Genomic DNA, 7,362 nt, shown 5'->3' with positions numbered 1-7,362 from the left:
ACATAGATTCAGATTTTCACCGCATTGGGAATCCCCTGTGAGTCAGGCACTGCGAAGGCTGGTATAAAATCCTTTTCGACTCAGGGAAAAATTATCGACGTTGTAGAGATATCGCGCCATTATTGGGGTCAATTTGGACCAATCTCTCAACCATCTTAACTGCCGTGACTTTACTTAGAGAAATGGTTGTCATACCTGTTTATAGATTACGCTTCCACATGGGTGGAGACATGTATGCGGTCCCATTCAGTGTGCCTGTTCATTGTCACTGGTGTGACGTCGACATTCGTTTGCGGCGCCACTGCAGTTTCAACAGAGACCGTTTGCGGCGTGGCGATTGCGCGTGCTGACAGTCCCTCGGATGTCGAGAGCGGTTCGTTCCCAACGGGAAGCGGCGAGAAAGTGTCACTTGTTCGCGCCTCTCCCAAGGCAGACCTGGCGCGCGATTTTGTGATTTGGCGCGGTGAGAAAATTCCCACCTTTCGTTCAAGCGGCTTGGGGGCGCCGCGACCGGAAGTCGTAGCGGTTCCCACCACCACGCGTTCTAATTTACTCGATTTCTGGTGGTATGATCTAGTGACTGATACTTACAAATCAGCTCCCATGTTTAGAAACGATCCGGCCATGGACAAGACTTCATGCGGAGATTTTCGCGCAAATCCTTCATAATATTGAAATTTCCTCCATTCTGATATCGCTAATCGCAAAGTCGTCGCTTGTTGTCGGTGTTGCACGGGGAGAATTTATGAAGATGCTCAAATCAGGCGCTTCGATCCTTGGCGCCTTTTCCATAGTGATGGGAGACCCGATGGCTAGGGCGAACATAGCTTGCCAGGGTCCCGTGACTTATCTTGATATTCAGCCGGGGGGCATCGTGGCGATCGATATGGGCTTTGGTTGGTGGCAAATGTGTAACCTCGGAGGCAACTGGACACCGACGATCGATGGAAGCCCCGTCACGATCACGCCCACGGCATGCCAGGGAATTCTCGCCGCACTTATGACCACCAAGGCTCAGAAGCAAAATATTACGCTGCTTATGACTGGTTCGACATCGGCGGATTGTTATAAAAATAACTCTCAATTTCAAAGCAATTACCCATATAATCTCAGCATTATGAATGACACGCCCTAGACATCGTATGCTTCGAACCGAGTGCTAGTTTTCTAGAGATCTATTAGTCACTCCGTTGAGGCAGTGCAGTTTTCATCGGGCTTGGGCAATTTTCGTCGGAGCGAAATGTATGGGAAAGCTAGCATTGGTTATTTGCACGCTATTCGGTTCAGTTCTCGCATCCGTCGCCCATGCCTCCAGCACCACGACCTACACGTATGACGCGTTGGGCCGACTGACGGCCACTAGCACAACTGGGACAGTGGCCAACGGTGCACAGATGAGCATTGGATACGACGCAGCCGGCAATCGCACGATCTATGTCGTCACCGGCTCCGTATCCCAGGCGATCGTTGTGCCGTTGAATGGACTTCAGATTATTCTGTTGCCGGCGAATTGAGCCTGGAGGGGCGAAACATGCGAAGGCGCGCTTTATCGAATTGGCTCATCATGGCTCTGGCCTTCGTCTGGACAATGGCGGGCCAGATGGCTTTTGCCGACGATATCATTCCGCCGAAAGTCTATACGACAACGCCGGGCGGCATCAACGTATCCGACGGTTCGTTCGCCTACTCCGTAAGGGATCTCTCAATTGGTCCGCTCACGCTGGAAAGGTATCACATTACAGGCGCCATAAAGCCTAATCGGCCCTTGGTCGGTAAGAATATGAGTCACAACTTCGATATTTACGTGGCTGGACGCTATAGGCTCGGAGAATATTTTCCTATTGTTCATATCGGGAATACGGCGAGCGGTATCTACACACATTCCAGCTACACAGGCCCTTTCCCCCCGCTGAATCTGGACGCGGAAAGATCCGGCGTGCTCAACTGGTGGGGATCACCGTCATGGTCGGGCGGGAGCTATCTATACACCGATCGGGATGGGAACGTTTACACGTTTTCAAGTACCATTTCCCGGCAAGGCGTGGCGAATTCGAAGCGAATATCGCAGATAGCTTTCTCCAATGGCCGCGTGCAGACCTTCACGTATAACGGCAGCAACCAGCTTAAACTTGTCTCCGACACATCTGGATACGCCATCGTCTTCGATTACAATGCCACCGGTGATGTCTCGGCAGCTTGTGGATTCAATCTTTCGCAGACCTATCTGACCGTTTCATCGACCTGTTCGGGCGCCGCTCTCAAGGTCAGCTATGCCTACGACGCAAACGCGGTTCTGACGAGCGCCACAGACGTAACCGGTCAAGTCACGACCTATCCAGGCAACAACAATATCGGCGTCACCTGTGTGAAGCCGCCGGGGTATTCGGTCTGCAAGATGTCGATGAGCTATGTCGGCGATGTCGTGACGGACCAGACCATGGCGGACGGCAGCCACTGGGGTATCTCGCCTGGGTCACCCGCCATTAACGACCCCGAAGGCATTCCGACGACGGATGGAAGTGGCGAGGGAGGCATAATCGATCCTGACAGCAAGGCGACCAGCTTCACTTTCACTAAGACGTCGCCCTACACGATGACGGATGCGAACGGCCACGTGACGCAGTATCGCTTCCAGGGTTCCGTGCTGTTCACCTATGTGGGAGACTATTACCACGACGGCACGATGCTCATCGAAGCAACGATGCCGGAGGGCAACAAATATCTGGCCGAATACAACGGCGCCTTTCGAGGCATCACGAAGGAAACCTTGGTCGCCAAGTCGGGTACGGGCCTGACCGATTTGGTCAAGACGTACGGATATGGCAACTGCACCGTTGCTCCTGGCACCTATCAGAATTGCGCGAAGCCCCTCTGGATCAAAGACCCTAAGGGCAACCAGACGGACTATGCCTACGAAAGCTGGGGCGGCACCAAGTCTGAGATGCAGCCCGCGCCCTCAACGGGAGCGGCGCGCCCGTTGAAGCTCTACACTTACACGCAGAAGTACGCTTACATCAAAAACAGTGGCGGAACGTTGGTGCCGGCCGCTAGTCCGGTTTGGGTGGTCACGTCGGAAACCGCATGCCAGACGGTAGCGGGAAGCAGCACACCGACCTGCGATACCGGCGCTACCGTCATCGTCACCAACTATGAATATGGCGCCAATGGTACCGCTGACAATTTGCTGCTGCGCGGAAAGGTGGTCGACGCGGGTACGGGCAAGCTAAACCTGCGGACCTGCTATAGCTACGACACTTACGGGAACAAAATCAGCGAGACCGAGCCAAAGGCTGGACTGGGGAGCTGCCCATGAGCAATCACTCCGCGATCGCATTGGGCGCTGATCCGGCTCCGAAGCGGATGCCGTGGCGATGGGTACTGATATTGATCGCCCTTGGTGTTCAGGCGTGTCTCTACCTTCCCGCGCGGGCGCAAACGAGCGCATCGCCTTACACCACGGGCTATCGCTATGATCTCGAGCGGCGGCTGACGGGCACGATCGCCCCCGATCCCGATGATGTGGGAAGCATCAAGTTTGGCGCCATGCGCAATACCTATGACGTGGCCGGACGGCTGATCAAGGTTGAACGAGGTGAACTGGCTGCATGGCAAAGCCAAAGCATCGCTCCCTCGGCCTGGAGCGGCTTCACGATCTTCCAGACCGTCGACATCACTTATGATCTGCTGGATCGCAAGATCAAGGAAGTCACGTCTTCCGGCGGCACGCCTTTCACGGTTACCCAATACAGCTATGACGTCGTCGGCCGGCTGCAATGCACCGCTGTGCGAATGAATCCGGCGGTATTTTCCAGCCTTCCGACCAGTGCTTGCACGGCATCCACCGCTGGCGCCAATGGGCCTGACCGCATAGCGAAGAATGTCTACGACCCGGTCGGGCAGATCATCCAGCAACGCTCGGGCGTGACGACTTCGCTGGAACAGGCCACGGTCACCTACAGCTACACGGCCAATGGGCTGCATGAGTACGTGGTCGACGCCAATGGCAACCGCGCGAAGCTGGTCTACGACGGCCACGATCGCCAGACCTATTGGTACTTCCCGTCCAAGACCCGGCCAACCGCCTTTGATCCCGCGACGCAGGCGACCGCCCTGGCGACGGCCGGCGCCAACTCGACGACCGACTACGAACAGTACGGCTACGATGCCAACGGCAATCGCACCTCGCTGCGCAAGCGCGACACGCGCACGATCGGCTATACCTACGATGCGCTGAACCGCGTGACCCTCAAGGACATTCCCGGCGGCACCACCGCCGATGTCTACTACGGCTACGACTTTCGCGGACTGCAACTCTATGCCCGGTTCGGCTCGACCGGTGGCCAGGGCATCACCAGCGTCTACGACAATGCCGGCCGCCAGACGAGCAGCGCCAACAACGTCGGCGGCACCAACCGCATTCTCTCTTATCAATGGGACGCCAACGGCAATCGCCAGCGGCTGACTTTCCCGGATAGCCAGTATGTGACGTTCCCTTACGACGGGCTCAACCGCATGACCGCGCTCCAGCAAAGCGGCAGCTCGATGGGCGCGACGATCACGTACAACAATCGGGGCGAGCGCACCGCGCTCACCGGCGGAACGGCGACCACTTATGCGTACGATCCCATTTCGCGGCTGGCTTCGGTGACGCACAATCTGGTCGGCACCGCGCGGGACGTGACGTTCTGCATGGGCACGACCGGCGGCAGCTGCGCGCCGTCCTACAACGCGGCCAGCCAGATCACCGCCCGCACGATCAGCAACGATGCCTACGTCTTCAACGAGCTCTACAACGCCAACCGCGGTTACGTGGCGAACGGCCTGAATCAGTACACGACCGCCGGGACGTCTTCCGCGACGTATGACGACAACGGCAACCTGCTGACCTATGACGGCATCACTTACGGCTACGACGTCGAGAACCGGCTGACGAGCGCGAGCGGGACGGGGATTTCGAGCACGAGCCTGACCTACGATCCGCTGGGCCGGCTGGGCACGGTGGTGTCGGGTTCGACGACGACGCGGTTCCTCTACGATGGCGATGCCCTCGTCGCCGAATACGACGGGGCGGGCACGATGCTGCGGCGCTATGTGCATGGGCCGGGGGTGGACGAGCCGATCCTGTGGTACGAGGGCACCTCGTTCGCCACCCGGCGCGAGATGCGGGCCGATCACCAGGGCAGCATCGTCGCGGTGAACGACAGCGGCGGCAACAGCCTGGCGGCCAACAGCTACGACCCATGGGGCACGCCGGCGGCGGCCAACCTGGGCCGGTTCGGCTTCACCGGGCAGATCATCCTGCCGGGGCTGGGTCTCTACTACTACAAGGCCCGCGTCTACGCCCCCAAACTGGGGCGGTTCCTCCAGACCGATCCCATCGGCTACCAGGACCAGTTCAACCTCTACGCCTATGTCGGCAATGATCCCATAAATGGGGCGGATCCGACCGGCGCCGCGACCGGCTCCATCATCCCGGGACATACCCCCGCATTCCTCAGTTGCTCGGGGAATTGTAGCATGTATAGCACAAGCATTTTGCCGCCCGCGCCTCCGTCGGTAAACGCAGGGAACTCGAACGATAGCTCGGCTGGAGCAGGTGTGCCGGGATCAGCGCAGAAGCCAGGAATCGGCCACAATGGCGGCCCACCTTTGAACGATCCCCCGCCAGCTCCCAATATCACTGCTTGGACGAAGCTTACGTCGACTCTTGGACTTATTTTATCGCTAGGAGGCGATACATGCCCTTCTTGCGCAATAACCAATGTTGAGGATGTTATGAAAAATCCAGAGGTACTGAGAAACGTTTCGCTCGATGCGCTTAGATCAAGGATCGGCAATCCAGATGGTTGGGTTTGGACTCGCAATTTCCGAGGGGACAATGCGGGTAAAGGCTGGGCGCTCCGAGAGTGGGGCGGGCGCGATTATACAGGGCGCGTGATTAGATGGCAGCCCGGGAATGGCCGCCACGGCCCAGAACCATATTGGAGAGTTTCAAATGGCGAAAACGGTACGAGCGACATTATCCGTTCGAGCGGAAGATGGTAAATAAAAATTCCAATATGGAAGAAGTGATCAGGGTGCTGTCCCTCAAATTCAGTGATCAGGTTGCCTACCTGACGAAAATAGGGTTGCTGTCTGAAAATAATAAAAACGATGATCTGGTTAATATTGATGAAATTGCCCTACAATTTGAAGATTATTACTGTGCTTATAGATCATTTAAAGCAATTGATGACAATCATAAAGTTATAATGGAACTATTGTCCGCCATAGATAAAATTTTTGAGCGGAAAAGCCTGCCTGGAAATAGTAAATTTTGGACGATTTACGGCCTAAAAAACGATGATGAATGGGATTTAATTAGAAAACTATCGAAGAAATGTTTATCATTTATGGATAAAATTTGAATTCGAGACGATAAATGGGAATAGTTTTTCAAATTTATTTCATGGTATTTTTGGCATACAGTGCCAATTTTCCATGAAATTACCGGGTGTAACGACGCCTCCTCCTCCAAGCTGATGGTGGAGATTTCCGGGACGTCTTCCGCGACGTATGACGACAACGGCAACCTGCTGACCTATGACGGCATCACTTACGGCTACGACGTCGAGAACCGGCTGACGAGCGCGAGCGGGACGGGGATTTCGAGCACGAGCCTGACCTACGATCCGCTGGGCCGGCTGGGCACGGTGGTGTCGGGTTCGACGACGACGCGGTTCCTCTACGATGGCGATGCCCTCGTCGCCGAATACGACGGGGCGGGCACGCTGCAGCGGCGCTATGTGCATGGGCCGGGGGTGGACGAGCCGATCCTGTGGTACGAGGGCACCTCGTTCGCCACCCGGCGCGAGATGCGGGCCGATCACCAGGGCAGCATCGTCGCGGTGACGGACAGCGGTGGCAACAGCCTGGCGGCCAACAGCTACGACCCATGGGGCACGCCGGCGGCGGCCAACCTGGGCCGGTTCGGCTTCACCGGGCAGATCATCCTGCCGGGGCTGGGTCTCTACTATTACAAGGCCCGCGTCTACGCCCCCAAACTGGGACGGTTCCTCCAGACCGATCCCGTGGGCTACCAGGACCAGTTCAACCTCTATGCCTATGTCGGTAATGATCCCATCAATGGAACCGACCCGAGTGGCACCGCGACAGGCTCCATCATCCCGGGACATACCCCCGCATTCCTCAGTTGCTCGGGGAATTGCAGCATGTATTCTTCCTCGATTTCCGCACCTGTCGATCAGGTCGCAAATGCCACCGCGGATGGTTCGAGCAAGGGGGTGGGCTCCACGCCGCAAAGTGGGCATGATTATCGGGCCAGCAAAGAGATCTGCCGCCGAACCCTTTCAAATGCAGAAG

Annotated in this window: 5 protein-coding genes; all 5 read left to right on the top strand. The window is 56.6% G+C overall.

The genetic code is table 11. The features are described 5' to 3' along the window. Nucleotides 1-745: 745 nt before the first annotated feature. Nucleotides 746-1,135, top strand: coding sequence for a hypothetical protein (locus tag PYV00_RS02040; protein ID WP_275226591.1), 390 nt, complete (start codon nucleotides 746-748; stop codon nucleotides 1,133-1,135). A 429-nt stretch (nucleotides 1,136-1,564) separates the two neighbouring features. After that, a complete protein-coding gene (locus PYV00_RS02030; protein ID WP_275226590.1) occupies nucleotides 1,565-3,313 on the top strand; it encodes a hypothetical protein in 1,749 nt (582 codons plus the stop codon). Continuing rightward, a complete protein-coding gene (locus PYV00_RS02025) occupies nucleotides 3,310-6,045 on the top strand; it encodes an RHS repeat-associated core domain-containing protein (protein WP_275226589.1) in 2,736 nt (911 codons plus the stop codon). The genes PYV00_RS02030 and PYV00_RS02025 overlap by 4 nt, the downstream gene beginning before the upstream one ends. A gap of 14 nt (nucleotides 6,046-6,059) precedes the next feature. Then, nucleotides 6,060-6,407, top strand: coding sequence for a hypothetical protein (locus tag PYV00_RS02020; RefSeq protein ID WP_275226588.1), 348 nt, complete (start codon nucleotides 6,060-6,062; stop codon nucleotides 6,405-6,407). Between the two features lie 60 nt (nucleotides 6,408-6,467). After that, nucleotides 6,468-7,362: RHS repeat-associated core domain-containing protein (locus PYV00_RS02015; RefSeq protein WP_275226587.1), on the top strand; the 895-nt coding region annotated here is incomplete at its 3' end.

The sequence above is a fragment of the Novosphingobium album (ex Liu et al. 2023) genome (assembly GCF_029076845.1).
Lineage (GTDB): Bacteria > Pseudomonadota > Alphaproteobacteria > Sphingomonadales > Sphingomonadaceae > Novosphingobium.
The sequence above is the reverse complement of the archived record's forward strand: the minus strand, read 5'-3'. Positions and strand labels throughout refer to the sequence as shown.

What these genes read in the sequence shown, in the direction of transcription:
- PYV00_RS02040 (WP_275226591.1), top strand. Translation starts at nt 746, where the DNA reads ATGAAGATGCTCAAATCAGGCGCTTCGATCCTTGGCGCCTTTTCCATA.
- PYV00_RS02030 (WP_275226590.1), top strand. Translation starts at nt 1,565, where the DNA reads ATGGCTCTGGCCTTCGTCTGGACAATGGCGGGCCAGATGGCTTTTGCC.
- PYV00_RS02025 (WP_275226589.1), top strand. Translation starts at nt 3,310, where the DNA reads ATGAGCAATCACTCCGCGATCGCATTGGGCGCTGATCCGGCTCCGAAG.
- PYV00_RS02020 (WP_275226588.1), top strand. Translation starts at nt 6,060, where the DNA reads ATGGAAGAAGTGATCAGGGTGCTGTCCCTCAAATTCAGTGATCAGGTT.